Raw genomic sequence first — 23,666 nt, 5'->3', positions numbered from 1 at the left:
CATGTACGTCATCCGCATGAAGAATTGCGCCTTCTTTGCCCGGCACGGCGTGCTGGATGAGGAAGAAGCGCTCGGTCAGCGCTTCTATGTCGATGCCTCGCTCACCGTCGAGCCCGGACGCGCGCTCGTCGATGACGCCATCGGGGAAACGGTCAATTACGGCGTTGCCTTCACCGTCATCGAGGAAATCATCACCGGACACAGGCGCTTCCTGATCGAGGCCTTGGCCTTGGAAGTCGCAAAGGCTCTCACTGGGCGCTTTCCCCAGATCAGGAAAGCCGAGATCACCGTTCGCAAGCCCAATGCGCCGGTGCCTGGCGTGCTCGATTACGTCGAGGTGACCGTTGTCTGGCCCGAGTAACACCGTCTATCTGAGCCTCGGCGGCAATCTGGGCGATCCGGCCAAGTCGATGGGGGCTGCGTTGCGCCTGCTCGACGCCGATCCCGATACTGACGTGGCCGCCGTTTCTTCGCTCTATCGGACACCGCCCTGGGGCAAGCTCGACCAGCCGGATTTCCTCAACGCGGCCGCCGAATTGTCGACGCGGCTGTCGCCGCGGGCATTGCTCGACCTGTGCCTCGATGCCGAGCGAAAGCTCAAACGCGTGCGCGAGGAGAGGTGGGGGCCGCGTCTGATCGACATCGACATCCTGGTGTTCGGCGACCGCATCATCCATGAAACGGGCCTGGAAGTGCCACATCCGCGGATGCTGGAGCGCGCCTTCGTGCTGGCGCCGCTGGCCGAGATCGCGCGGGACCTTACCGTAGACGGCAAACGCGTTGTCGATCGGTTGGGCTCGGTCGATGCGGCCGGCATCGAGCGGCTGCCATCCGGCCAGGATTGGTGGGTGGCCTAGAACGGCGGTATCAGCCCGAGAAACCACCGTCGTCCAGGAATGCTTTTTCCTCAGCCGTCGTCTCGCGGCCGAGCATTCTGTTGCGGTGCGGGAAGCGGCCGAAGCGCTGGATGATGTCACGGTGTTCCAGAGCGTATTTCAGATTGAACTCGGCCCTGACCGTGTGAAGTTCGACCGACCGGTCCTGGTCGGCAAGATTTTCTGAATGTTCGAATGGCAAATAGAGGAATACGCGGACCTCCGGTTCCAGCGCCAAATCGTGGCCGGCATCGACCGCCTTTTGCGCGAAATGCTTTGCCAGTGGATCGGTCGCAAACATATGGCCGGTGCCGCGAAAGCAATTGCGCGGAAACTGGTCAAGCAGGATCATCAGCGCCAGCGAGCCTTCCGCATGTCCTGACCAGTCGTCGCATTCGCGGCGGGCGGCAGCGTAATGGAGGTCGAGGAAGCGGTCGCGCAAATCGGCATCGAAAGCGTTGTTCTTTTCGAACCACGCATCCTCGCCGGCGTCGCGCCAGAATTTGGTCACCGACAGGGCTCTGCTGTCCAATTCCATGCCTGATTCCCTCGTTCAATCCGCCGGTTCGGATTTATGCAGTACGCCGGCCGTTTCCTCGTTGAGCGCCTGGCCAGGACGGCGGGGCGTGGAGAGCGGAGTCGGGATTGGCGTGCCGATATTGCCTTTCAGGAAGCGCTGTCCCGAGCGGATGCCTTCGGCGAGCTGGGTCTCGAAGCGGGCCGTGTCGCGGCGCCTGACGTCCTCGATCGTTTCGGCGACGTCTTCGGGATCGACGCCCAGTGCTTCCAGCGTCGAGCCGCCAAAGACGAGCGCCGATTCGAAGGTCTCGCGCAACTGATAATCGACGCCGGCGCGGATGAGCTGCAACGCCGTGCCGCGGTCGAACGCACGTGCCAGCACCGTAAGCAAGGGAAATTCCGCCTTGACGAGTTCGGCGATGCGGATGGCGGCGTCGGGCTTGTCGACACAGATGAGCACGGCCCGCGCGCGGCCGGCCCCGGCAGCGTGCAGGATGTCCAGCCGCGTGCCGTCGCCATAATAGACCTTGAAGCCGAAATCGGCGGCCGCCTGGATCATCTCGACATCATTGTCGATGATCGAGACGTCGATGCCGCGCAAGAGCAGCGGTTGGCTGGCGATCTGGCCGAAGCGGCCGAAGCCGATGATCAGCACGCTGCCGGTGAGGCCGTCGGCGACTTCGACGCCGTCCAGCGACTGCTCGTCGCGCGGCGTGAAATAGCGCAAGGCAATGATCGCCAGCGGCGTCAGCACCATGGAGATGATGACGATCGCCGTCAGTGTCGCGTTTGCCTGGCCGTCGATGATGCCGACTGCGGCGGCCGCGGAATAGAGCACGAAGGCGAATTCACCGCCTTGCGCCATGAAGACCGCGCGCTCGAGCGCCTCGCGGTGGCCTGATTTCAGGATGCGGGCGACGATGTAGATGCCGAAGGCCTTCATCACCATGTAGGCGACGACATAGATGGCGATCAGCTTCCAGTTCGCGGCCACCACATGCAGATCGAGCGACATGCCGACCGCAAGGAAGAACAGGCCGAGCAGGATTCCACGGAACGGCTCGATGTCGGCTTCGAGCTGATGGCGGAAAGTCGATTCCGAAAGCAGCACGCCGGCCAGGAACGCGCCCATCGCCATCGACAGGCCGCTGAGCTGCATGGCGAGCGCCGACCCGAGCACGACCAGCAGAGCCGCGGCCGTCATCACCTCGCGTGCACGGGCATCCGCCAGGATGCGGAAGAAGGGGTTGAGCAGGTAGCGTCCCGCCACCACCAGTCCGACGATCGCGGCGAGGCCGATACCGACCTCGGTCAGCCGCTCCGACAGGCTGGTATCGGCACCGCCGGGCGCCAGGAAGGCGATCAGGGCGAGCAGAGGCACGATGGCCAGATCCTCCAGCAGCAGGATGGAGACGATGCGCTGGCCCTTGGGCGAGGCGATTTCGCCGCGCTCCTCCAGAAGCTGCATGACGATGGCCGTCGAGGTCAGCACGAAACCGGCGCCGGCGACGAAGGATTGCGCGATCGGAAACCCTCCGGCCATGCCGACACCGGTCAGCAGCACGGCGCAGACCCCGACCTGGAGCGCGCCAAGCCCAAAGATCTCGCGGCGCAGGCCCCACAGCCGCGACGGCTGCATTTCCAGGCCGATGATGAACAGGAACATGACGACGCCGAGTTCGGCGACATGGAGGATGGCTCCCGATTCGGAAAAGACGCCGATGCCGAACGGGCCGATCACCGCGCCGGCGGCCAGGTAACCGAGAATCGAACCGAGACCCATGCGCTTGAAGATCGGGACGGCCACCACGCCTGCCGCCAACAACGCCACCACCTGAACTAGATCGCTGCCCGATGCTTCCGCTGCCATGCCTCTTGTCCCTGTGTCCGACAGCACTCCTTGCATGCAGTTGGAGCGGGAGGCAAGGGCGGGGAGCCTGCCAGGACAGGCAGGGGGTGCCGTTGAAGCGATTCCCCTGGTGGAACAGCGGTCTCCGCTTGCCTGCCGGACGTTTGGTATCTATATCGGCGGGATGACTGACCATTCGTCCCGGCCGGGTCCCCCGCCTCACATCCCGATGGATGCGCTCAGCGAAGTTCTACAGGACTTTCGCTTGAGTGGAGTCAATTATGGCCGCTGCGAGCTCCGACATCCTTGGAGCATAGAATTTCCGCAACAATCGCTGCTTCGTTTTCACTTTGTTGGTCTGGGTCCATGCTGGATTCATACCGAAGCGCAAGGCTGGCAGGAGTTGCGCGATGGCGATCTGGTGCTGCTGCCGCAAGGTATCGCCCATCGGCTGGCGAGTGCGCCGGACGTCGTGGGCGACTCGCTCGAGGGTTGCCAGGTGACCAAGTTGGGGGGCAACGTCTGCGAAGTGGTGCGGGAAGGCACGGGCGCGACAAGCACCCTTTTCTGCGGCTCGATGGCCTTGGGTGCCTGTGCGCTAAACCCGTTGATTACGTTGATGCCGCCCATCATCAAGGGTTGCGACGTGGCCGGCAATGACCCGGTCGTTGGTCCTTTACTGGCGGCTATGACCGCGGAAGCCGCGCAACCGCAGATGGGCAGCGCCACCATCTTGTCTCGGATGGCGGACTTGCTGACAGCCCGGCTCATTCGTTGCTGGGTCAATTGCACGGGGGCTTCGACCTCCGGTTGGCTCGCGGCCATCCGCGACCCCCATATTGGCCGCGCTCTGGCAGCCATGCACAGAGACCCCGGCCATAACTGGACGCTCGAAAGCCTCGCCGGCCTGGCAGGCCAATCTCGCTCGATTTTCGCGGAGCGCTTCAGTGCCGTGTTGGGAGAAGGCGCGGCACGCTATCTAGCCCGTCTGCGCATGCAGCTTGCCCGCGAGTTGTTGGGGCAAAACGGCTTGTCAGTGGCCGAGGTTGCCACCCGCCTGGGCTATGATTCCGAGGCGTCCTTCGCTCGCGCCTTCAAGCGCATCACCAATGTCTCGCCGGGCGTTGTGCGTCGCACAATTCCCGGACGAATAGACATGAATTTCGGATTTTAAGAGACATATCATCCGGAAAGACTCGTTTATGAAGATCTCCAAACTTTGGAGATCCTTCCGTGACTGACACAACATTACAGCTTGAAGACGCGGCGATAGACCTTGATGCGGCCGCGCCGGCCAAGTGGAGCGCAACCACATGGTTCGCGGTCCTTTCGTTGGCGGCCACCAGCTTTGCGCTGGTGTCCGCCGAATTCCTGCCGGCAGGTCTGTTGACGCCGATGGCGCGCGATCTCGGCATCAGCGAGGGGACGGCCGGGCAGGTGGTCACCGCCACCGCTTCCGTAGGCGCCGTGACGGCCATGTTGAGCAATGTCCTCATCGGCCGATTGAACCGCAAGACGGTGCTTGTCGGCCTCATGGCCTTGGCGGTCGGTTCCAACATTCTTGCGGCGCTGGCGCCCAATTTCTGGCTGTTATTGTTGGGCCGGGCCGGGCTGGGGATCGCTCTCAGCGCTTTCTGGGCACTTTCGGTAGCCGTCGTGGCGAGGCTGGTTGGCGCCAATGCGACGGGGCGGGGCATGGCTATCGTCACCCTCGGCGTCTCGCTCGCAACAATTGCCGCACCGTCGATGGGCGCGTTGATCAGCGACTGGCTGGGTTGGCGCAGCGCCATGGCCATGACGGCGGGATTGGCCTTGCTTGCCATGCTGCTGCAGTTACTCAGCCTGCCGACCTTGCCTGCAACGGCAAGCAATAGTCTTGCAGACGTCCTTCGGCTGACACGGCGGCGTGGCATTCAACTCGGTATGCTTGCTATCCTTTTGCTGATGACGGGGCATTTTGCCGGCTCGGTCTATGTGCGTCCGTTTCTCGAACACGTGACGCTCCTTGCGACCGGGCCAATTGCCCTGGCGTTGCTCGGATTCGGCATCGCGGCTGTGATCGGCAATATTGCCGGTGGCCGCATGGCCGACGCCAATATCCACGTGGCTCTCGTGGTTACGGCCGCATTGATGGCGTTCGCGGCGCTGGCATTGGTGCTTTGGGGCGTGCACATCGGCGTTGCCTTTGGCTTCGCCACGCTATGGGGTTTCGCCTTCGGCATGGCGCCGGTGGTGCTGCCGACAAATCTGTCTCGCGCGGCGCCGGACGCGCTGGAAGCAGCGGGGAGCCTGATGGTCGCGTCCTTTCAGGTCGCCATCACCATCGGCGCGGTTGTCGGCGGCTATGTTGTGGACACTTACGGCCCGACAGCGCCTTTGACTGCGACTGCCGTCCTTGCCGCATCGACGGCCGTCTTGGCGCTGCTACAACCGCGCAGCTGAACTTTGCCGCCGCCGACGCAGCAGCCTGAATCCGGCCGTTGGCGATGTTGCAGGCGCTTACACAAGTTGACGTCGGTAACGCGTTGCATCTTGCCACAGTCGAAGGCTAAGCACGCTCGGCTTCGGCCATTGGGGGTGAGCGGCGATCAAGTCGCACCCTTTTGAGGAGATGACTGACATGAAGAAGTTTTTGCTCGTCGCCGTCGGGCTGGCGGTGCTTGCCGGTTCGGCCTGTTCGAAGGCGCCGGAATGCACGACCGAGATGGCGACCAAGAAGGCGCAGGACATGGCCGCCGCGCTGCAGGAGGCGATCACCAAGGATCCGACCAAGGCGGCTGACCTGACCGCCAAGGTCCAGGCGGTGACGACCAAGTATCAGGGCTCCACGACCCTGGCCGACGCCTGCAAGGCGTATGACGAGGTGACCGCCGCGATCAAGGGCTGACGCCCGGTTCGTCTGCTCAAAGGAGGCGGTGGCGATGGGTTGCCGCCTCTTTGCTTTGTGGGGGTATTTCGAGCAATTCCAAGAAAAGTGTCCGGAATTTCGTAAAGAAATAGAGGCGGGGTGTGCTCAGTTCGGCGCGATGGAGCCGACTTCGACGGCATCGACCCGCTTCAGGCTCATACCGATGACCGGCACCAACTGGTCCTGAACGCGCACGGCGACCGTCACCGTCATCGAATTGTCGTCGGGAATGCGTGCCTGCATGACGCCGCGCAGCTGGTTGCGATTGATGGTGAAGACCACCTTGCGGGCGTCGACGACGTTGCCGCCGATGATATCGAGCCCGGCGCCGGCCGAGCCACCCATGAAGGAGCCCTTGTAGTCGCGGCCCTTGCGCTCGATCCTGGCCGACATCGGCTGGGTGAACACGCCGACCCGGCAACCGCCGTCAAGCGTCATGCCCATCTTGCCGTCGGGCGTGGAGCCGGTGAAGCTGCAATTGAATTTCGTACCCTTGTACTTGCCGGCGACGATTTCGCCGGGGCCGACCCATTTGCCTTCGGCTGACTGGAAAAACTGCTTGTCCGGCTCTCCGGCGCAAGCCCCGGAGGCAATACCGGCGACCGCTGTGATCGCCACCACCAGGGGCAGGATGCTGGACAGAATTACGCTTTTCATCGACGACACCCGGCAACAACGAGGCTGTTTGAAACCGGTTTGACCATGAAGAAGATTGGTTAATGCTTCGTCACCGGGAGCCTTCGAAACCGCAATCCGAGCACCGTCCCAAAGAGCCGGACGCTATTTGCCGGGACCGGCTGTTTCGGCGTCTTTCTTGGTCGCGAACGATGTCAGTGCGGCGAGGAAGTCGCCCAGTCCCGGGCGCCTGGCGGCGCTGAAGGGCAGGGGGCGCACCGTTTCCATCGCCGCGATGCCGATGCGCGCCGTCATCATGCCGTTGACGACGCCCTCTCCGAGCTTGGCCGAAAGGCGCGCCGCCAGGCCATGGCCGACGATCTGCTGGACAAAACTGTCGCCGACGGCGATCGAACCGGTGACCGCCAGATGCGCCAGCACGCTACGCGCCAGGCGGAAGAAACCCAGCGTTCCGGGCCGTCCGCCATAGAGTTCCGACAGCCGGCGGATGAGGCGCCCGGCCTCGAAGACGACATAGGCGACATCGACGAGCGCGCGCGGGCTGACCGCCGTCACCAGAGAGACGCGCTTGGCGGCCTCGAGGATCATCACCTTGGCCCTGACATCGAGGGGACCGAGGATTTCCGCTTCCGCCAGGCGCACCAGATTGGCGCCGTCGATGATCTCGCCGCGCAATTCGGCCAGCGCGCGCCGGCCGGCCGCGGTCTCGGGCTTGGCCGCGACAAAGGCCGACAGTTCGTCGACCACCGCGCGTGCTGCCTTCGGATCGTCGCGCGCGGTGGCATCGAGCGCGCGCTTCTGCAGCTTTTCGACCTCGGCGAGGCGGGCGATCGCCAGGAATTCGCGTATCAGGATCACCAGAAGCGCCAGCAGCGCAATCGCCGCCATGCCGGCGGCCAGCCAGCCCAGCCATTCGGCGCGGGCAAAGAGATCGCGTATCAGCTGGTCGGTCCACAGGCCGACAGCCAGCGAAACCAGCACGCCGGCGGCGCCGAAGAAGATGCTGCCGAGAACCGAGCGCTTTCTGGGGGCGATCGACGGCGGCGGCTCGGCGGCAATCATGTCCGGTTCGTCGAAGACATCGACCTCCGCCGGGATGACCATCGCCACTTCGGCCTTCATCGGGCGCGGTCTGCGCGACAGTTCGGCCTGGCGTGCTTGTGGCGCGTTTTGTTTCGGCGCGGCTTCCGGCTCGATACGGAATGCCGCCGGTTTGCGGGGCGCGGTCATGCCAGATGGTCTCCGATCAGGAACTGCAAGGCGCGGTCGAGCCTGATGTGCGGCAGCGACAGCGTGACACCTTCGGCCGTGCGTTCGAGTTTCGGCGGGCGGAACCGGACGAAGCGGATTGCCGGGTCCGTGGAGTCCTGCCTGTGGTCCGGCCCCGAAAGGTCGAAAACAGCATCAATACTTTCCGGTAAATCACCAGGGAATATAGCTGTTTCCGTTCTTCCGTCGAATGTTTCGCCATTGATCTTCTCGCCGGCTATCGGCGTGCCGATGATTACAGGCAACGTTTCGCGGCCCTGCTTTACGGTGCCCTCGCGGGTCGCGCGCATCGCCGCCATGGCGACCACGTCGACATCGGCACCAGTGAAATTCGCCCGCGCCACGGCGCGGTCGGCAAGGCGCCGCACGATCGCCTGCAACCGGTCATGGCTCTCGTGATGCAGATGATCGGCCTTGGTCGCTGCAACCAGGATGCGGTCGATACGCCGGGAGAAAAGGTCGGTGAGGAAGCTGCCCCGGCCGGGACGGAAACAGCTCAGGATCTCGGTGACGGCGCGCTCCAGGTCGGCCATGGCACCAGGCCCGGCGTTCAGCGCCTGCATGGCGTCGATGAGCACGATCTGGCGGTCCAGACGCGTGATATGCTCGCGGAAGAACGGTTTGACGACATGTGTCTTGTAGGCCTCGTAGCGTCGTTCCATCATGGCGTACAGGGAACCGTTGCGCGCGCGCCTGTCGCCGAGGCCTGCCAGCGGCGCGAAGGTCAGCGCGGGCGAGCCTTCGAGGTCGCCGGGCATCAGGAAACGTCCGGGCGGCAAGGTGGAAAGCGCCCGCTCGTCCAGCTTGCATGCCTTGAGGTAGGCGGCGAAGCTTTCAGCCAGCTGGCGTGCCGTCATTTCGTTGGCGTCGGCATTCGGGTCGATTTCCTCCAAGATCGCTCGCCAGTCCCGCGAAAGGTCCTCGCGCACCGGCAGCGTGGCCATTTCGAGGGCCTCGCGCGAAAAATCGGCGAAGGATTTGCCGAGCAGCGGCAGGTCGAGCAGCCATTCGCCGGGGTAGTCGACGATGTCGACCGACAGTTTGCCTGACGAGAACATGCGGCTCCAGCCGGAGGCCGATTCATATTCGATCGTCAGCCGCAGCTCCGAAATGGCGCGGGTCGAGTCCGGCCAGACGCGATCGTTGACCAAAGCGGCGATGTGGTCCTCGTACTGAAAACGCGGCACGGCGTCGTCGGGCTGCTGTTCGAGGAAGGCGCGCGCGATACGCCCCGATTTCTGCGCCTCGAACAGCGGCAGGCGTCCGCCGTGGATCAGATTGTGGACGAAGGCCGAAATGAAGACGGTCTTGCCGGCGCGGGAGAGACCCGTGACACCCAAACGCAGCGATGGAGAAAAAAGTCCGGTGGCACGTCCCGACAATGTGTCGAGGGCAATTCTTGCCTCGTCGGTGAAGGTGGTCAGCGATGATGCCAAAATATGATCTCTCGGACTTGCGTCCGCTCGATATAGGCGCTGGAACCCGGCTTTGAAATGGCGCCGGAAATCGGCATCAGAGATCGACCGGTGTCAGGAACGCTTCGAGATAGCCCGCTCCCTGGGCCGCTTTCGCCAGGTTGCCGGGGAAACGGACGACCGCGAGGCCCGAGGTCGGAAAGCCATGATTGAGCATTGCCCGCGCCGTCTCGCCACCATCGCCCGAAACCGCCATGGCGAGATCCTCCGTCATCGGGTTGTGGCCTATGACCAGCAATGAGCCGGATCCGCCATGATCCCGGACGAGGCGGAGATAGCCGGCCGCGTCGTCGCTGTAGAGCGAGTCGAAAAACAGCACCTTGCCCGTGTCTGTCTGGCTGGCCAGCCCCTCGAGCGTTTCCTTGGCGCGTTTGGCATTGGAGCACAGCGTCAGGTCCGGCACATAGGAACGGGATCGCATCGCGGTCCCCATCTTTTCGGCATCGGCGCGGCCGGATGCGTCGAGTGGACGATCGAAATCACGCATGCCCGGCAAGGCCCAGCCGGCCTTGGCGTGTCGCAACAGATAAAGCCTGCTCACCCAACCTCCAATGACGCCCGAGAGCCGATGTCCCGCCGCGATTAGCCACGAGAAAAGCTTCACGCACAATGGTGCGCGCTCTTCAGTGCGGCGAATCACTTGCGGGGCGAGCGGTGAAGATCGTCCTACTTTCGCCATCAAAACAGACCCATCCCCCTCCGGAGAAGGCGGCGGACGCACTTTAACAATTGCGTGAGACAGCCGCTGATTGCGCTTGTACAGGCGTCAGGCGACGAATATATAGGCGCCAAATTTGGGGCAGTTGGGTGAGTCGAATGAACGACATCGTTACCGCCGATTACGTACCCTCCGAAGACGAGCCGTTCATGAACGAACGGCAGAAATCCTACTTCCGCCTGAAGCTCGTCACCTGGAAAAATGACATCTTGCGCGAAGCGCGCGAAACCCTCGAAATCCTGCAGCAGGAAAACGCCAACCATCCCGACCTCGCCGACCGCGCCTCTTCGGAAACCGACCGCGCCATCGAGCTCAGGGCCCGCGACCGTCAGCGGAAGCTCATCTCAAAGATCGATTCGGCGCTGCAGCGCATCGACGAAGGCACTTATGGCTATTGCGAGGAGACCGGTGAGCCGATCGCGTTGAAGCGGCTCGACGCGCGCCCGATCGCTACCTTGTCGATCGAAGCGCAGGAGCGGCACGAGCGCCGTGAAAAAGTCTATCGCGACGACTGATAGATCGCCTCCGCATTGATTTCCAAATGGCCGGTTTTCCGGCCATTTTTGTTCGATGTCGCCGCGCACTTCAACAGGCCAAGCGCGCTTGAACGTCGACCAGTTCAATTCATTGGCGGGCGGTCCAGGTGCAAAATCATCTCTTCTGGCTCGAGAGTTCGCCCAAAAGCCTGGTCATTTCATCGTCGAGCGACGGCGGCGCCTTGGCCGCCGGTTTGCCTGTCGAGGCGCCGGACCGGGGCTGGTCCAGCGAAACCTCGAGCTCCTTCATCAGCGTGTCGTCGATGCTGTCCTGCCTCGGCGGCGGTGGCGCTTGCCTGGCGCCATTGGTGTTGGCGGAGCCATAGGCAGGCAGCGGCGTGACATTGGTCGACTGGTAGTTTTGCGTCGCTGGTTTCGGCGCGGGCGTGGGCGCCGGTGGTGGCGCAGCCGGACGCTGGCGGGCGGGCCCTGCCACCGGCTGCGGTGCGGGTGCTTGTCGGGGAGGCGCGGGAGCGGGCTGCGGCGGCCGCGGCTTCGCGGCCGGGGCCGCGGCCGCCGGGACGGGCTGCAGGCCGCCATCTCCGGTCAACGCCGGACGGCGCGGCGCGGCGAGGCGGATGTCGCGTTCGACAACGACGTCGGTCGGGCCCCCGATCAGAAGCAGATGTTCGATGTCGTCGCGTCGCACCAGCACCAGTCGGCGATGGCTGTCGACGGCGGTGGCGTCCATGACAGCGAGCCGCGTCTTGCGGTTGCGGCCGCCGGCGACAAACGTGCCGAAGGTCAGGTTGCGCACGAGCCTGACGATGATGAGAACGATGACCAGCAGGATCAGCGCCGCGAAAGTCCACAGGAGTGCCGCCGCATAACCGGGACCCGCCACGCTATCCAGCCACTGCATTGGTTTCCCCTGATCGGTTTTGGAAAGTGACGCGACACTAGACCGTTGCGACTGGCTACGGCAAGTTGCCTTTCACGCATCGTGAACAGGCTTGAAACACTCGAAGGCCGGCCGACATCATTTTTATCCGACATTTGCCGCCCGGGCCTTTTCCGGACTAGGAGAATGTGATTCAACCGGCTAAAGCGCGTCGCGCTGAAACGGATTCATGCGACGCGCTTCAGGTCCTTGTTTTTCATGCATGTCGTTTTCCCAAAACCGAAGTCACTTTTGGGCGATATGCATTAGGGGCGGGTGTCGGAAACTCGGATTTCACGAGCAGGGGGCATATGGCCAAGGAAGCGCGCGCCGATTTCTATCCGGTACCGATCGTCGACCAGAATACGCGACCGGGCGCGGTCACCCGGCTTGTCATCTTCATCGTCGTCCTGACGGGCGCGGCCGTCGTCTTCGGCCTTTTCCGCGAGCGCCTCGGCGATCCCTTCCTGCTTGGCATGCTCGGCGTGCTGGCGATGATCGGCGTCGGCTTCCTGTTCGCGACCGCGATCGGCTTTGTGCAGATCACACCGCGCTCGACGGGTGACGAACTGTCCAAGGCTTTCGTCGATTCGATGTCGCAAGGCCTGCTGGTCACAGACACCAAGGGCCGCGTCATCTACGCCAACCGAGCCTATGCCGATATGACCGGAGCCGCCTCGGCTGCCGACCTGAAGACGGTCGAAGGATTGCTCTCGGATGTCCCCGAGGCCTCGGTGACCATCTATCGGCTGGCGTCGGGATTGCGTGACGGGCAGCCGGGCGATGGCGAGTTCCGGCTCGCGCAATCGATCCGGCCCGGCGCCGAACCGGGCGCCCGCTGGTACCGGGCACGCGCACGCACATTCAGCGTTCCGGGCCAGCGCTTGCCGATGCTGGCATGGCAGCTCGCCGATATTTCGCAGGAGCGGGCCGAGCAGGAGCGTTTCTTCCTCGACCTGCAGAAAGCCATCGATCACCTCGACCACGCACCGGCCGGTTTCTTTTCGGCGGACCAGGACGGCCGCGTCACCTACATCAACGCCACGCTCGCCGGATGGCTGGGCATCGACCTTGCCAGCTTCACGCCCGGAGCCGTCACCTTGCCCGATATCGTTGCCGGCGACGGCATGGCGCTTGTGCGCTCCGTCAAGGCGGACCCCGGAACGACGCGCAATGCGGTCATCGATCTCGACTTGACGACGATGACCGGCGAGGCGCTGCCAGTACGCTTCATGCATCGCGTGTCCGCCAGCCGCGAAGGTGTCGGCGGGCCGACGCGCACCATCGTGCTCAACCGCACGCAAGGCGAGGATGCCTCGGCCGATCTGCGGGCTTCGGAAGTGCGCTTCACCCGCTTCTTCAATTCGACACCGATGGCGATCGCCGGCGTCGATGCCGGCGGGCGCATCCTGCGCACCAACGCACCATTCCTGTCGCTGTTTTCCTCGGTCGTCGACCGCGATGCCGTGGATCGCCGTGTGCGGCTCGACACGGTAATCCATGACCGCGACCGGCCGGCCTTTGCCGCCGCGTTCGAGAAAGCCCGGCAGCGGCAGGCCGATATCGATCCGATCGACACCGTTCTGCCCGGCAATGAAGAGCGGCATATCCGTTTCTACGTCAACGCCGTCGCCGACGGCACGGGCGGCGAAGGAGCCGAGGAATCGGCCATCGTCTACGCTGTCGAGACGACCGAGCAGAAGGCGCTCGAAGGGCAGATGGCGCAAAGCCAGAAGATGCAGGCCGTCGGCCAGCTCGCCGGTGGCATCGCGCACGACTTCAACAATGTGCTGACCGCCATCATCATGGCATCCGACCTGCTTTTGACCAATCACCGGCCGTCGGATCCGTCCTTCCCGGACATCATGAACATCAAGCAGAATGCCAATCGCGCGGCCTCCCTGGTGAGACAGTTGCTGGCCTTCTCGCGCAAGCAGACGCTGCGGCCGGAAGTGCTGAACCTCACCGACGTGCTCGCCGATCTCAGGATGCTGCTTGCCCGCCTCGTTGGCAACGACATCAAGCTCAAGATCGACCATGGCCGCGACCTGTGGCCGGTCAAGGTCGATATCGGCCAGTTCGAGCAAGTGGTGGTCAACCTGGCGGTCAACGCGCGCGACGCGATGCCGGCCGGCGGCGATCTTACGGTGCGCACCCGCAACGTGACCGCCGAGGAGTGCAAGACCTTTCCCTATCGCGAACTCACCGCGGCCGACTATGTGGTGGTCGAAGTCGAGGATACCGGCAGTGGCATCGCGCCCGACGTGCTGAAGAAGATCTTCGAGCCGTTCTTCACCACCAAGGAGGTCGGCAAGGGCACGGGCCTTGGCCTGTCCATGGTCTACGGCATCATCAAGCAGACCGGCGGTTTCATTTTCTGTGATTCCGAACTCAGCAAGGGATCGACCTTCCGCATCTTCCTGCCGCGTCACGTCGCTGAAGCGAAAAAAGCAGCCGAACCCGGCGAAGCGCCGGCCGCGGCACCGGTCAAACCGGTCGACAATGCCAAGGACCTGTCCGGGTCGGCCACGGTGCTGCTGGTCGAGGACGAGGACGCGGTGCGCATGGGCGGCATGCGGGCGCTGACCTCGCGCGGCTACACCGTTCACGAGGCGTCCTCGGGCGTCGAGGCGCTGGAAGTGTTCGAAGCGCTCGGCGGCAAGGTCGATATCGTCGTTTCCGACGTGGTGATGCCGGAAATGGACGGGCCGACGCTGCTCGGTGAATTGCGCAAACGTCAGCCGGACATCAAGTTCGTCTTCGTCTCCGGCTATGCCGAGGACGCGTTCGCCAGGAACCTGCCGGCGGAGGCGCATTTCGGCTTCCTGCCAAAGCCGTTCTCGCTCAAGCAACTGGCCACGATCGTGAAGGATGTGCTTGAAGCTTAGGTATTTCTGATGCTGCGCCCTTGCACAACGCCGTAACAACGCCATGATTATTGGCAATACGGCAGGCGGGCTCGGGGGAGCAGCTGTTGACGCCACACATCGAGGCAGGCAAAGGCGACTACGCCGACACGGTATTGTTGCCGGGCGACCCGCAGCGCGCGGAGTGGATGGCGCAGGCATTGGACGCGCCGCGTTGCGTCAATCGCCGACGCGGTGCGCTTGGTTTTACCGGTTCGTTTCGCGGCAAGCCTGTCAGCATTCAGACGACGGGAATCGGCGTGTTCTTGATCTATGCGCATGAATTGCTTGAGTATTATGGCGCCCGAACACTGATCCGCACTGGCACCTGCGGTAGCCTGAGCGCCGAGGCAAAGCTGCGCAGCCTTGTGATCTCGCAATCGGCGCGGCCTGAAAACACCGAGAGCGGTCGCGTCTTTGGCCTTTACGATGCTGATGTCGGCCCGGATCCAGCGCTGCTCGCTTGCGCATTGGTCAAGGCAGCCGAACTCGGCATCGATCACCACGCCGGCCTGACAGCCTGCACCGACGTATTCTACCATCCTGAAGCACGCGTCCGCTATGCCGACGCAAGGGCGCTCGGAGCGCTGGCCGTAGACATGGAAACCAGCGCTCTCTATCGCATCTCGGCGCATTTCGGCGCGAGGGCATTGTCGCTGCTGACCGTCGTCGACGATCTGGTCACCGGCGAACCGACCGACTATTCCGAACGCCAGGAACTTTTCACCGACATGAGCCGCCTGGCGCTCGAAATTGCCACGGCAGGGCGCTAGGCGGCCTCGCGCTTCAGCACCTCCTCCATGGATGGCCGGTGGCCGCGCAGATAGAGTGCGCAAGTGGTGCGCAGCATCGACGCGAAGTTCGGGATTTCGCCGTTGATCTCGATCGCTTCGTCGTAGAGTTTCGAGATGAACTTCGGCGTCGTCAGGTTCTGACTTTCCGCGATTTCGTCAAGCAAGGCCCAGAACGTGGCCTCGAGCTGGATGCTGGTCGAATGTCCGTCGATGCGGATCGACCGGTTGATCTGGCGATAGCCTTCCGGATCCTGTGCGGCAAAGACTCTGCACATCGTTACCTCCCGTTTTTGTTGGTCTTGGGCACCGACGGGCGGTCGGTGCCTTTTGAACACTGCCTGCGGTTTCATCATCGACCGGACGGTCGTCAACGGCAAGCAGACTTTCGTCCTTAGGATGGGGACATATCCGTTTTTCCAATCTCATGCGTGGTAATCGGCTGCCACCACCTTTCTTCGCAGGCGCGCATAATCACCCTCGAAAGCACGAAGCTGCGGAGTCTGATTTGGCGAAGGCAATCCACACCATGATCCGGGTTCTCGACGATGCCCGCTCCATCGATTTCTACACCAAGGCATTCGGCCTGGAGGTCGCCGAACGGTTGGATTTCGAAACCTTCACGCTGGTCTACCTCAGCAATGCCGATGCACCTTTCGAGGTCGAACTGACCGTCAACAAGGGGCGGCAGGAGCCCTATGTGCTGGGCGACGGCCATGGCCACCTGGCGGTCTCGGTCGCCGATCTCGACAGCGAGCACGACCGGCTCGGCGCTCTCGGCCTCAATCCGAAGAAGATCGTCGAATTCAACCGCGACGGTGCGCTCATCGCCCGCTTCTTCTTCATCGAGGATCCCGACGGCTACAAGATCGAGGTCCTGCAGCGCGGAGGGCGCTTCCAATAAGGGACATCACAGCGCACCGGCAGGGCGCAGCCAGCAACGGCGCTCCTACGGAGTGCAAATAGCAAGCAGGGAGGAATACATGGTCACGATCTATGACGGAAAGCCCGGACTTTCACGTCGCGAACTCTTGAAACGCAGTGGTATCGGCGCGCTGCTCGTCATTGCCGGGAGTGCCGTTATCAGCCCAGAACACGCCTGGGGGCTGGAGACATCGGCGCTGAAGCCTGAAACCATGGCGACGCTGATCCAGATGGCGCGCGACGTCTATCCGCATGATCAGGTTCCCGACAAATGCTATGCCGTTGCGGTCAAGGGCCATGACGAGATGGCCGCCAAGGACCCGGCTCACAAGGAGCTGATCGAAAACGGCATCGCCGATCTCGACAAGAGAGCCGGCGAGGGCGGTTATCGCGGGCTCGGCTGGGAAGAGCAGCGTGTGGCGCTGCTTCGGGATATCGAGAGCACGCCCTTCTTTCAGGCGGTGCGCGGCGGCCTCGTCGTCAGCCTCTATAACCAGAAGGAGGTCTGGCCGATCTTCGGCTACGAGGGCGAATCCTACTCCAAAGGCGGCTATATCGCGCGCGGTTTCAGCGACATCGAATGGCTCTGACCTCACTTTGCTCAACCGCATTCAATTGATTTCATGGGAGGAAACCATGGCAGCAGCATTTGACCTGAAAAACGATGGCGTGGTCGTCATCATCGGCTCCGGCGCCGGCGGCGGCACGCTCGGCAACGAACTGGCGCAGAAGGGCATCGACGTCGTCATCCTCGAGGCCGGCGCCCGCCATGAATATGAGGACTTCATCAACGACGAGTGGGATTCGTTCGCCCAACTCGCCTGGAAGGACAAGCGCACCACCTCCGGCGACTGGCGCGTGGCCAAGGATTTTCCCAATCTGCCGGCCTGGATCGTCAAATCGGTCGGCGGCTCGACCACGCACTGGGCGGGCGCTTCGCTGCGCTTCCAGGAGCATGAGTTCAAGACGCTGTCGACCTACGGCAAGCTCGAAGGCGCCAATCTTCTGGATTGGCCGGTGACGCTCGCCGAAATGGAACCCTACTACGCCAAGGCGGAGGCCAAGATGGGCGTCACCGGCACCAATGACTGGCCGCGGCTGCCGGGCAACAACAATTTCAAGGTGCTGAAGGCCGGCGCCGACAAACTCGGCTACAAGGAGTGCCATACCGGCAACATGGCGATCAATTCGGTCGAACGCGACGACCGCAATTCCTGCCAGCAGACCGGCTTCTGCTTCCAAGGCTGCAAATGGGGCGCCAAATGGTCGACGCTCTATACCGAAATCCCCAAGGGCGAGGCGACAGGCCATCTCGAAGTCCGGCCGAACGCCATGGCGATCAAGATCAACCATGACGCCTCGGGAAAGGTCACCGGCGTCGTCTATGCGGACAAGGACGGCAAGCTGCAGGAGCAGAAGGCCCGCATCGTCGCCGTCGCCGGCAACTCCATCGAGAGCCCACGCCTGCTGCTCAATTCGCAATCGGCCAAGTTCCCGCACGGACTTGCCAATTCGTCGGGGCAGGTAGGCAAGAACTACATGCGGCATACGACGGGATCGGTCTATGCGATCTTCGACAAGCCGGTGCACATGTATCGCGGCACCACCATGGCCGGTATCATCCGCGACGAGGCTCGCCATGATCCATCGCGAGGGTTCGTCGGCGGTTACGAGTTCGAGACGCTTTCGCTCGGCCTGCCGTTCATGGCTGCCTTCCTCGACCCAGGCAGCTGGGGCAGGTCGTTCACCACCGCACTCGACCACTACGACCACATGGCCGGCCTGTGGATCGTCGGCGAGGACATGCCGCGCGAAGAGAACCGCATCACACTGCATGCCGACGAGAAGGACGAGCACGGTATGCCGATCGCCGATGTGCATTTCGACGATCATCCCAACGACACGGCGATGCGCAACCATGCCTACAAGCAGGCCTCGGCGCTTTACGATGCGGTCGGCGCCACGCGCACCTTCCCGACGCCACCCTATCCCTCGACCCACAATCTCGGCACAAACCGGATGAGCGAGAAGGCGGCCGACGGCGTCGTCAACAAGCATGGCCAGACGCACGACATCAAGAACCTGTTCGTGTCGGACGGCAGCCAGTTCACCACGGGTGCCGCCGAGAATCCGACCCTCACAATCGTGTCGCTGGCGATCCGCCAGGCCGATTACATCGCCGCGCAGATGTCGGCGAAAACCATCTAACCTCCCGACTGCCTGCTGGCGCGGAACCTGACCGGGTTCCGCGCCTTTTTTGTTGTTCGCGGCCTCGGGCATCCGACCGGCCGGCGGTCTTTGCGGCAACATCCAAATGACGTGATAAAACGGGCAGGGTTGCAGATCGCACCGAGGCGGTGCCGTTGCAAGAGAAGACCTACTGATCGCCTCCCCGGGTGCAGGTCGAGGCGGTGAAGGCACCATCGGGCTGCTTCATGATGATGTCGAAGGAGGGCGGGCTCTGGCCGTCCAGCGTTGCCTGGGTCATCGAGAGCGCGTTGCCGCCAGTGGTGTAGCCACCGAGTGGGCCCAGCCAGGAGATCACACCGTTTGCGTCCATCTGGTAATTGTAAGCCTGTTGGACGGTACCGAAGGTGACGGGGCCTGTATAGACGTTTCCCTTGATGGTGATGTCGCCGAGATTGAGGAACATGCCGAGCAGGTAGACTTCGCAGTGATAGGTGCCGTCGGGCATCTTGCCGTCGCTGAAATCGGCCCGCGCCGCCCCGGTTGCCGCCGCCAGAAGCACTGTGCCAATAAAAGTGCGGGAAATCAGGGATGCCATGACGTTGCTCGGTTGAAACGCGAGCTTGCCCTATTTCCGTTCCGTGCCGCAACATCCGCTGTCTGCGATCTGTCTGTCGAGATCAAAAACTAGGCACTTGATCAATTTGGGCAAAATTTAGGCAAATGCCTGTGTGCTGCGCAAAATTCCCTCAGCCAATTCTTAACCGGCTCTCTTTATTTTGTTCAGTCTAATATAATAACTAACTGACAAAGTTCGATTATTTTCCCATTTTCGGCATACCCACAGCGGTTGGCATGGGGGTTGCATCGTAGTGTTGCGGTGCAATCAACCAGCTTGGGAGTCTTCCGCAATGAGGGGTAATTTCTCGACAATAACAAAAATGTTCTCGGCGAGCGTGGTTGCCGCCGGTCTGGTGATGTCCGCTCCGGCCAGGGCTGCCGACGACACCATCAAGGTCGGCATTCTCCATTCGCTGTCGGGCACGATGGCGATTTCGGAGACGACGCTCAAGGACGCCATGCTGATGCTCATCGACGAGCAGAACGCCAAGGGCGGGCTGCTCGGCAAGAAGCTCGAAGCTGTCGTCGTCGATCCGGCTTCCAACTGGCCGCTGTTCGCCGAAAAGGCGCGCGAGCTGATCTCGAAGGACAAGGTCGCGGCGGTGTTCGGCTGCTGGACCTCGGTGTCGCGCAAGTCGGTGCTGCCGGTGTTCTCGGAACTCGACAACATCCTGTTCTACCCCGTCCAGTATGAAGGCGAGGAGAGCGAGCGCAACGTATTCTACACGGGCGCCGCGCCGAACCAGCAGGCCATTCCGGCGGTCGACTACCTGATGAGCGAGGATGGCGGTTCGGTGAAGCGCTGGGTGCTCGAAGGCACCGACTACGTCTATCCACGCACCACCAACAAGATCCTCGAAGCCTATCTGAAAGCCAAGGGCGTCGCGGCTGAAGACATCATGGTCAACTATACGCCGTTCGGCTTCTCCGACTGGCAGACCGAAGTCTCGGCGATCAAGAAATTCGGCTCGGCCGGCAAGAAGACCGCCGTCGTGTCGACCGTCAATGGCGATGCCAACGTGCCGTTCTACAAGGAACTCGGCAACCAGGGCATCAAGGCCGAGGACATCCCGGTCATGGCCTTTTCTGTCGGCGAGGAAGAGCTTGCCGGTCTCGACACCGCGCCCCTGGTCGGCCATCTCGCCGCCTGGAACTACTTCGAGAGTGTCGATACGCCGGAGAACAAGAAGTTCATCGCCGACTGGCACAAGTTCATCAAGAACGACAAGCGCACCACAAACGACCCGATGGAAGCCCACTATATCGGCTTCAACATGTGGGTGAAGGCGGTCGAGAAGGCCGGCACCACCGATCCGGACAAAGTCATCGACGCCATGGTCGGCGTTTCTGTGCCGAACCTGACCGGCGGCTACTCGACGATGATGCCGAACCATCACATCACCAAGCCGGTGCTGATCGGCGAAATCCAGGCCGACGGCCAGTTCGAAACGGTTTCGCGCACGCCGGGCCTGGTGATGGGCGACGAATGGTCGGATTACCTGCCCGACTCCAAGGACCTGATCTCCGATTGGCGCAAGCCTCTGTCCTGCGGCAACTTCAATGTTGCCACCGGCAAGTGCGGCGGCAAGGGAACGAACTGATCCTCCCAGGTCTACCGGGCTGGGCCTTCGGGCCCATGCCCAAGACCGCGCGCGTCCGGACGGTTTCCTCCATCGTCCGGACGCCCCATTTCAAGCCTCCAAGGGTTCACGGAAGCCGATGACCTTGATCCGCACGATTGGCCTGACGCTGTTGTTCCTGCTGGCGACGCTGTCGTCGTCGGGGGCAGGCGAAGCCGATCTGCGCGCCATCTTGGCCAAATTCGCGACGGCCAAGGGTTTTTCGGAGACCGGAGCTGTCGTCCATGAACTGGCGGCTACCGGCGATCCGACCGTCGAACGCCCGCTCTCGGCACTCGCCGACGGCAACCTCTATGTCCGCAAGACCGATTCCCTGGTCTTCGTCGGCAAGGAAACCGCCGAAAGCGTCCAGCTTTTCGACCCGCTGAGCAGCGATGCATCGGGCGAGGCTGCCAAGGACGACGTTGCCAAGATCAAGGTCAACAACACGCTGCGCCGCGTCATCCGCGACGCACTGGGCACGTTGACGCTTGGCGCCAAGGATCCGGCTGTTCGGTTGGCCGCGGCCGACACCATGTTCAAGACGCCCGATGCCGCAAATATCGGGCCGCTCGACACGGCGATCGCCAGCGAGACCGTGGCCAGCGTCAAGGCCCTTCTAGAACAGGCTCGTGCGGCCTCGGTGCTTGTTTCCGATAGGCCTGAGGCCGACAAACTCGCCGCAGTCGCCTTGATCGGTGCGCGTGGCGACCGCGATGCGGTTTCGGTGCTTACCTCGGTCGAAGCCAGTGCGTCCGGCACCGTCAAGGACGCGGCGACGGCTGCGATCGCCAGTATCAATTCGACGCTGGCCCTGTGGGATGCCGGCCAGAACATCTGGTACGGGATTTCGCTGGGGTCGGTCTTGCTGCTGGCCGCGATCGGTCTTGCCATCACGTTCGGCGTCATGGGCGTCATCAACATGGCACATGGCGAGATGGTGATGCTTGGCGCCTACACGACCTTCGTCGTCCAGCAGGTGATCCGGACATCCTTTCCCGCATTGTTCGACTGGTCGCTGGTGATTGCGCTGCCGCTTGCCTTCCTGGTTGCGGCGTTCGTCGGTCTCATCATAGAACGCGGTGTGATCCGCTTCCTCTACGGCCGGCCGCTGGAGACGCTGCTGGCGACCTGGGGCGTCTCGCTTATCCTGCAGCAGGCGGTGCGCTCGATCTTCGGACCGACCAACCAGGAGGTCGGCAATCCGTCCTGGATGTCCGGCTCATTCGACATCGGACAACTGGCCATCACCTGGAACCGTCTGTGGATTCTGGTGTTCGCGCTCACGGTGTTCGGCATGTTGCTCTACGTGATGAAGCGCACGCCCTGGGGTTTGCAGATGCGCGCCGTCACCGCCAACCGGCGCATGGCCGCCTCGATGGGCATCAGGACGCCATGGGTCGACGCGCTGACTTTCGCGCTAGGATCGGGAATTGCCGGCATTGCCGGCGTCGCGCTCAGCCAGATCGACAATGTCTCGCCCAATCTCGGCCGCGGCTACATCATCGACAGCTTCATGGTCGTCGTCTTCGGCGGTGTCGGCAATCTCTGGGGCACGTTGGTCGGCGCCTTTTCGCTGGGCATCGTCAACAAGGTTCTCGAGCCCTATGCCGGCGCCGTGCTCGGCAAGATCGTCGTGCTGGTGCTGATCATCCTGTTCATCCAGAAGCGCCCGCGCGGCCTGTTCGCGCTCAAGGGCAGGGCGGTGGAAGCATGATGTCAGGACGCTTCTTCGCCGCGGGCGCTGACCGCCGCATCGCCATCACCATTTTCGTCCTGCTGGCGGTGGCCGTCATCGTGCCGCTGCTCAACCTGGCCGTTTCGCCGACCAGCGCCTTCTACGTGCCGTCCTACATCGTGGCGCTGACCGGCAAATATCTCTGCTATGCGCTGCTGGCGCTCTCGCTCGACCTGGTTTGGGGGTATTGCGGCATCCTCTCGCTCGGCCACGGCGCGTTTTTCGCGCTCGGCGGCTATGCGATGGGAATGTATCTGATGCGCCAGATCGGCTCGCGCGGCGTCTACGGCAACCCGATCCTGCCCGATTTCATGGTGTTCCTGAACTACAAGGAATTGCCCTGGTTCTGGACCGGCTTCGACCATTTCTGGTTCGCCGGCCTCATGGTGCTGGCAGTGCCCGGCCTGCTTGCCTTCATCTTCGGCTGGTTCGCTTTCCGCAGCCGTGTCACCGGCGTCTATCTCTCGATCATCACCCAGGCGATGACCTATGCGCTGCTGCTTGCCTTCTTCCGCAACGACATGGGTTTCGGCGGCAACAACGGGCTCACCGATTTCAAGGATATTCTGGGCTTCAACGTGCAAGCCGATGCGACCCGTTCGGCACTGTTCGCCGCCAGCGCCATCATGCTCGCACTCGCCGTCTTCATCACCTGGGCGATCATCGGCTCCAAATACGGCAAGCTGCTGATGGCCGTGCGCGACGCCGAGAGCCGCACGCGCTTCCTCGGCTGGCGGGCGGAGAACGTGAAGCTGTTTGCCTTCACCGTTTCGGCCGTCATGGCCGGTATTGCCGGCGCGCTCTACGTGCCGCAGGTTGGCATCATCAATCCCGGCGAGTTCGAGCCGTCCAACTCCATCGAGGTGGTGATCTGGGCGGCGGTCGGCGGGCGGGGCACCATTGTCGGACCGATCATCGGCGCGTTGCTGGTCAATGCCGGCAAATCCTGGTTCACCGGCGTGCTGCCGGAATTCTGGTTGTTTGCGCTGGGCGGCCTGTTCGTCGCCGTCACCTTGCTCTTGCCGAAGGGCATCATCGGCATGTGGGACAGCTGGCGCGGCAATGCCAGGGCGTTGCGCGCGGCCTCCGCCGCTGAAGAAGCCGGCACCGAGGTTGGGATCGTGTCCGCGACCTCGAAGCCGGTTCGTTCGCCGGCGAGAAATCCGGGCGAATGGTCCTGGTCCGCCCCCGAACCGCAGGCGGCGGAGTAAGCGG

At 62.8% G+C, this 23,666-nt stretch carries 23 protein-coding genes; 14 read left to right on the top strand and 9 right to left on the bottom strand.

Going from position 1 to position 23,666, the window contains the following annotated elements:
- Nucleotide 1: 1 nt before the first annotated feature.
- Nucleotides 2-361 (top strand): dihydroneopterin aldolase, encoded by a 360-nt coding sequence (gene folB / locus LB543_RS04820; protein WP_140701472.1) that lies wholly within the window; start codon nucleotides 2-4, stop codon nucleotides 359-361.
- Nucleotides 345-857: a 2-amino-4-hydroxy-6-hydroxymethyldihydropteridine diphosphokinase gene (folK, locus tag LB543_RS04815; protein WP_224613228.1), complete on the top strand. Its 513-nt coding sequence runs from the start codon at nucleotides 345-347 to the stop codon at nucleotides 855-857. The genes folB and folK overlap by 17 nt, the downstream gene beginning before the upstream one ends.
- Nucleotides 858-867: 10 nt before the next feature.
- Here the strand turns inward: folK and LB543_RS04810 are convergent, their stop codons facing one another.
- A complete protein-coding gene (locus tag LB543_RS04810; protein ID WP_224613227.1) occupies nucleotides 868-1,413 on the bottom strand; it encodes a DUF924 family protein in 546 nt (181 codons plus the stop codon).
- 15 nt (nucleotides 1,414-1,428) lie between these two features.
- The gene (locus LB543_RS04805) at nucleotides 1,429-3,264 is read right to left on the bottom strand and encodes a monovalent cation:proton antiporter-2 (CPA2) family protein (protein WP_224613226.1); all 1,836 of its coding nucleotides are present in this window, start codon (nucleotides 3,262-3,264) and stop codon (nucleotides 1,429-1,431) included.
- 163 nt (nucleotides 3,265-3,427) lie between these two features.
- On the opposite strand from LB543_RS04805, the gene LB543_RS04800 reads away from it, so the two are divergent.
- The 3 genes from LB543_RS04800 to LB543_RS04790 all read left to right on the top strand — a co-directional run bounded on the left by LB543_RS04800 (nucleotide 3,428) and on the right by LB543_RS04790 (nucleotide 6,130).
- Nucleotides 3,428-4,417 (top strand): AraC family transcriptional regulator, encoded by a 990-nt coding sequence (locus LB543_RS04800; RefSeq protein ID WP_224613337.1) that lies wholly within the window; start codon nucleotides 3,428-3,430, stop codon nucleotides 4,415-4,417.
- Nucleotides 4,418-4,476: 59 nt separating this feature from the next.
- On the top strand, nucleotides 4,477-5,685 hold the full coding sequence (locus LB543_RS04795) for an MFS transporter (RefSeq protein WP_224613225.1): 1,209 nt from the start codon (nucleotides 4,477-4,479) through the stop codon (nucleotides 5,683-5,685).
- 178 nt (nucleotides 5,686-5,863) lie between these two features.
- The gene (locus LB543_RS04790) at nucleotides 5,864-6,130 is read left to right on the top strand and encodes a hypothetical protein (protein WP_140808596.1); all 267 of its coding nucleotides are present in this window, start codon (nucleotides 5,864-5,866) and stop codon (nucleotides 6,128-6,130) included.
- A gap of 126 nt (nucleotides 6,131-6,256) precedes the next feature.
- Here LB543_RS04790 and LB543_RS04785 read toward each other — a convergent pair whose 3' ends face one another.
- From LB543_RS04785 to LB543_RS04770, 4 genes are all read right to left on the bottom strand, one after another.
- Entirely contained in the window at nucleotides 6,257-6,808 is a 552-nt protein-coding gene (locus LB543_RS04785; protein ID WP_140757550.1) for a hypothetical protein, read from the bottom strand.
- 123 nt (nucleotides 6,809-6,931) lie between these two features.
- A complete protein-coding gene (locus LB543_RS04780) occupies nucleotides 6,932-8,017 on the bottom strand; it encodes a YcjF family protein (protein ID WP_224613224.1) in 1,086 nt (361 codons plus the stop codon).
- A complete protein-coding gene (locus tag LB543_RS04775; protein ID WP_224613223.1) occupies nucleotides 8,014-9,492 on the bottom strand; it encodes a YcjX family protein in 1,479 nt (492 codons plus the stop codon). Before LB543_RS04775 ends, LB543_RS04780 begins: the two co-directional genes overlap by 4 nt.
- 76 nt (nucleotides 9,493-9,568) lie before the next feature.
- Nucleotides 9,569-10,072: a SixA phosphatase family protein gene (locus tag LB543_RS04770; RefSeq protein WP_224613222.1), complete on the bottom strand. Its 504-nt coding sequence runs from the start codon at nucleotides 10,070-10,072 to the stop codon at nucleotides 9,569-9,571.
- A 275-nt stretch (nucleotides 10,073-10,347) separates the two neighbouring features.
- Between LB543_RS04770 and dksA the strand changes: the two genes are divergently transcribed.
- Complete coding sequence (gene dksA / locus LB543_RS04765; protein WP_006202025.1) at nucleotides 10,348-10,764, top strand: RNA polymerase-binding protein DksA; 417 nt, start codon at nucleotides 10,348-10,350, stop codon at nucleotides 10,762-10,764.
- A gap of 136 nt (nucleotides 10,765-10,900) precedes the next feature.
- Here the strand turns inward: dksA and LB543_RS04760 are convergent, their stop codons facing one another.
- Nucleotides 10,901-11,647 carry a flagellar biosynthetic protein FliO gene (locus LB543_RS04760; RefSeq protein WP_224613221.1) on the bottom strand — a complete coding sequence of 249 codons (747 nt, stop codon included), beginning with the start codon at nucleotides 11,645-11,647 and terminating at the stop codon, nucleotides 10,901-10,903.
- A 329-nt stretch (nucleotides 11,648-11,976) separates the two neighbouring features.
- On the opposite strand from LB543_RS04760, the gene cckA reads away from it, so the two are divergent.
- Complete coding sequence (gene cckA, locus LB543_RS04755; RefSeq protein WP_224613220.1) at nucleotides 11,977-14,553, top strand: cell cycle histidine kinase CckA; 2,577 nt, start codon at nucleotides 11,977-11,979, stop codon at nucleotides 14,551-14,553.
- Nucleotides 14,554-14,639: 86 nt separating this feature from the next.
- Complete coding sequence (locus LB543_RS04750) at nucleotides 14,640-15,344, top strand: purine-nucleoside phosphorylase (RefSeq protein ID WP_224613219.1); 705 nt, start codon at nucleotides 14,640-14,642, stop codon at nucleotides 15,342-15,344.
- Here the strand turns inward: LB543_RS04750 and LB543_RS04745 are convergent.
- Entirely contained in the window at nucleotides 15,341-15,640 is a 300-nt protein-coding gene (locus LB543_RS04745; RefSeq protein ID WP_140701458.1) for a ribbon-helix-helix domain-containing protein, read from the bottom strand. The two genes, LB543_RS04750 and LB543_RS04745, sit on opposite strands and share 4 nt — an antisense overlap.
- A 230-nt stretch (nucleotides 15,641-15,870) precedes the next feature.
- On the opposite strand from LB543_RS04745, the gene LB543_RS04740 reads away from it, so the two are divergent.
- From LB543_RS04740 to LB543_RS04730, 3 genes are all read left to right on the top strand, one after another.
- Nucleotides 15,871-16,266 (top strand): VOC family protein, encoded by a 396-nt coding sequence (locus LB543_RS04740; protein WP_140757543.1) that lies wholly within the window; start codon nucleotides 15,871-15,873, stop codon nucleotides 16,264-16,266.
- A 79-nt stretch (nucleotides 16,267-16,345) separates the two neighbouring features.
- Nucleotides 16,346-16,876, top strand: coding sequence for a gluconate 2-dehydrogenase subunit 3 family protein (locus tag LB543_RS04735; protein ID WP_224613218.1), 531 nt, complete (start codon nucleotides 16,346-16,348; stop codon nucleotides 16,874-16,876).
- Nucleotides 16,877-16,922: 46 nt separating this feature from the next.
- Nucleotides 16,923-18,494 (top strand): GMC family oxidoreductase, encoded by a 1,572-nt coding sequence (locus tag LB543_RS04730; RefSeq protein ID WP_224613217.1) that lies wholly within the window; start codon nucleotides 16,923-16,925, stop codon nucleotides 18,492-18,494.
- Nucleotides 18,495-18,663: 169 nt separating this feature from the next.
- Here the strand turns inward: LB543_RS04730 and LB543_RS04725 are convergent, their stop codons facing one another.
- A complete protein-coding gene (locus LB543_RS04725) occupies nucleotides 18,664-19,071 on the bottom strand; it encodes a hypothetical protein (protein ID WP_224613216.1) in 408 nt (135 codons plus the stop codon).
- 343 nt (nucleotides 19,072-19,414) lie between these two features.
- On the opposite strand from LB543_RS04725, the gene urtA reads away from it, so the two are divergent.
- The 3 genes from urtA to urtC all read left to right on the top strand — a co-directional run bounded on the left by urtA (nucleotide 19,415) and on the right by urtC (nucleotide 23,662).
- Nucleotides 19,415-20,695, top strand: a complete 1,281-nt coding sequence (gene urtA, locus LB543_RS04720) for an urea ABC transporter substrate-binding protein (RefSeq protein ID WP_224590354.1) — start codon at nucleotides 19,415-19,417, stop codon at nucleotides 20,693-20,695.
- 118 nt (nucleotides 20,696-20,813) lie between these two features.
- Nucleotides 20,814-22,430 (top strand): urea ABC transporter permease subunit UrtB, encoded by a 1,617-nt coding sequence (gene urtB, locus LB543_RS04715; RefSeq protein ID WP_224613215.1) that lies wholly within the window; start codon nucleotides 20,814-20,816, stop codon nucleotides 22,428-22,430.
- Nucleotides 22,427-23,662, top strand: a complete 1,236-nt coding sequence (gene urtC / locus LB543_RS04710) for an urea ABC transporter permease subunit UrtC (protein WP_224613214.1) — start codon at nucleotides 22,427-22,429, stop codon at nucleotides 23,660-23,662. The genes urtB and urtC overlap by 4 nt, the downstream gene beginning before the upstream one ends.
- Nucleotides 23,663-23,666 lie beyond the last annotated feature (4 nt).

This window comes from Mesorhizobium sp. ESP7-2 (assembly GCF_020164715.1).
Taxonomy (GTDB): Bacteria; Pseudomonadota; Alphaproteobacteria; order Rhizobiales; family Rhizobiaceae; genus Mesorhizobium.
This window is presented reverse-complemented; position numbering and strand designations above follow the sequence as displayed.

Coding starts and splice junctions, on each gene's coding strand:
- folB (WP_140701472.1), top strand. CDS start 2: ATGTACGTCATCCGCATGAAGAATTGCGCCTTCTTTGCCCGGCACGGC.
- LB543_RS04785 (WP_140757550.1), bottom strand. CDS start 6,808: ATGAAAAGCGTAATTCTGTCCAGCATCCTGCCCCTGGTGGTGGCGATC.
- LB543_RS04735 (WP_224613218.1), top strand. CDS start 16,346: ATGGTCACGATCTATGACGGAAAGCCCGGACTTTCACGTCGCGAACTC.
- LB543_RS04790 (WP_140808596.1), top strand. CDS start 5,864: ATGAAGAAGTTTTTGCTCGTCGCCGTCGGGCTGGCGGTGCTTGCCGGT.
- LB543_RS04730 (WP_224613217.1), top strand. CDS start 16,923: ATGGCAGCAGCATTTGACCTGAAAAACGATGGCGTGGTCGTCATCATC.
- LB543_RS04800 (WP_224613337.1), top strand. CDS start 3,428: ATGACTGACCATTCGTCCCGGCCGGGTCCCCCGCCTCACATCCCGATG.
- urtC (WP_224613214.1), top strand. CDS start 22,427: ATGATGTCAGGACGCTTCTTCGCCGCGGGCGCTGACCGCCGCATCGCC.
- LB543_RS04725 (WP_224613216.1), bottom strand. CDS start 19,071: ATGGCATCCCTGATTTCCCGCACTTTTATTGGCACAGTGCTTCTGGCG.
- dksA (WP_006202025.1), top strand. CDS start 10,348: ATGAACGACATCGTTACCGCCGATTACGTACCCTCCGAAGACGAGCCG.
- cckA (WP_224613220.1), top strand. CDS start 11,977: ATGGCCAAGGAAGCGCGCGCCGATTTCTATCCGGTACCGATCGTCGAC.
- urtA (WP_224590354.1), top strand. CDS start 19,415: ATGTTCTCGGCGAGCGTGGTTGCCGCCGGTCTGGTGATGTCCGCTCCG.
- LB543_RS04780 (WP_224613224.1), bottom strand. CDS start 8,017: ATGACCGCGCCCCGCAAACCGGCGGCATTCCGTATCGAGCCGGAAGCC.
- LB543_RS04760 (WP_224613221.1), bottom strand. CDS start 11,647: ATGCAGTGGCTGGATAGCGTGGCGGGTCCCGGTTATGCGGCGGCACTC.
- LB543_RS04745 (WP_140701458.1), bottom strand. CDS start 15,640: ATGTGCAGAGTCTTTGCCGCACAGGATCCGGAAGGCTATCGCCAGATC.
- LB543_RS04805 (WP_224613226.1), bottom strand. CDS start 3,264: ATGGCAGCGGAAGCATCGGGCAGCGATCTAGTTCAGGTGGTGGCGTTG.
- urtB (WP_224613215.1), top strand. CDS start 20,814: ATGACCTTGATCCGCACGATTGGCCTGACGCTGTTGTTCCTGCTGGCG.
- LB543_RS04810 (WP_224613227.1), bottom strand. CDS start 1,413: ATGGAATTGGACAGCAGAGCCCTGTCGGTGACCAAATTCTGGCGCGAC.